The organism is Asaia sp. SF2.1 (genome assembly GCF_000505765.1).
In the GTDB taxonomy this organism is placed as follows: Bacteria; Pseudomonadota; Alphaproteobacteria; order Acetobacterales; family Acetobacteraceae; genus Asaia; species Asaia bogorensis.
Window position 1 is genome coordinate 38,104 of the sequence record NZ_AYXS01000049.1, and the last position, 1,647, is coordinate 39,750.

The 1,647-nt window shown below is 58.7% G+C and carries 1 protein-coding gene; it reads left to right on the forward strand.

Translation table 11 applies throughout. The features are described 5' to 3' along the window. Nucleotides 1–132 precede the first annotated feature (132 nt). Nucleotides 133–1,308: an SMP-30/gluconolactonase/LRE family protein gene (locus P792_RS33720; protein ID WP_235075528.1), complete on the forward strand. Its 1,176-nt coding sequence runs from the start codon at nucleotides 133–135 to the stop codon at nucleotides 1,306–1,308. The last annotated feature ends 339 nt before the right edge of the window (nucleotides 1,309–1,647 follow it).

Here is a 1,647-nt window from a genome sequence, read left to right on the forward strand (position 1 = left end):
CACGGATCGGGCAACAAAGCGTGCTGACAATAACTTGATACAAAACTGCTCCCGTCCGGATTACGATGCGGAACGTTCCTGGCATGGCAACAGGAATGATAACGCTCACAGGACGATATGATGGAACTCAAGATGCCCCTCGCTCGCCGAGGGTTTCTGACGACGGCGCTGGGTGGCGCTGTCTGTGCTGCCCTGCCGGCACGCGCCGCCACGGATGTCACGGCATCACCGCCGAGTGTGATCAGCCAACCGCCACGTCAATGGGGAGCGTCGGCAGGGCCGGCCTATTTCCCGGACCCCGATGTGATCGCGCTCGATCCGTCTTTCAGTAACCTCACCTATTTTGCAGCCCCCATACGGCGCATCTATGACAAGGGCGACTGGACCGAGGGTCCTGCATGGAGCAGCGAGGGGCGTTATCTGGTTTTCAGTGACGTCGTACAGTCCAAGGCGCTGCGTTATATCTGGGAGACGGGCGAAGTCACCGAGTTCCGTCCGGACAGTTATGCAGCCAACGGCAATTGCTTCGATTTCCAGGGGCGGTTGATCACCTGTCAGGATTTCTTCCGTCGTGTCGTTCGTTTCGAGCATGATGGCAGCGTGACTGTGCTTGCCGATAAATTCGAGGGCAAGGGCCTCAACTCTCCCAACGATGTTGTACCGCATCCCGACGGCAGCATCTGGTTTACCGATCCGGGCTATGGAACCAACATCTCCGAAGGTCATGCCGACGAACCGGGCGGCCCGACCAATCCTGATGGCAAGATCAGGTGGAAGATCGGTCGTGAGCTGATTGGCGAGATCGGCGGTGTCAGGCGCCAGCAGGATCACGTGTTCCGCCTCGCCCCGGATGGCACGCTCAAGGCTGTGCTGATGGAAAAGGACGTGACCTGCCCGAATGGTCTGGCCTTCTCCCCCGATTTCAAGAAGCTCTATATCGCCTCGACCCCGGCTGGGCCGGGTCAGAAAAAGGGCGGTGACCAGGCTATCCACGTGTTCGATGTGCAGGGTGACAGTCTGGCCAATGGGCGTGTTTTTGCTGACATGCGCTTTCATGGCGCGCAGATGAACCCTGACGGGTTCAGGGCCGATGTTTTCGGCAATCTGTGGTGTGGTGTGACAGGGCCGCTCGGTCTGTGCGGCGTGTTCGTCTTCAGCCCGCAGGGCGTGCTGCTCGGCCGTATTCGCCTGCCGCAGGGATGCTCGAACCTGACTTTTGCCGGTCCGAAGCGCGATCATATCGTGATGTGTGCGGGAAGCGCATTGTATATGCTTCAGGTTGGCGTGCAGGGCGCCTCTTCTTCCTAATCCGGCATAACTTATACCGCAGGACATGGTGTGCAGGATCGCAGCCCTTTGAGGCGGCGATCACTGTCTCTGGCTGACAGTATCAGCACCGAATATCGACGTCTCTCCCTACAACCTCCAGGCGGTGGGCCCTGTCGCCCCACAGGCCGCATGAACCTCTGGGGAAATCCAATCCGAAGCGGAATGATCATCTGGGGCAGCGCAAGGTAGATCGCGCCACTGAGAACCCTTTACGTTTTGTTCGCGTTGATGGGATATCCAGTCAACGCGGAGTTCACACAATGCCATCCATCGATGCAGCCCGATCCGGCGTTTTCGCCATAGGTGGTGATCTCGAAG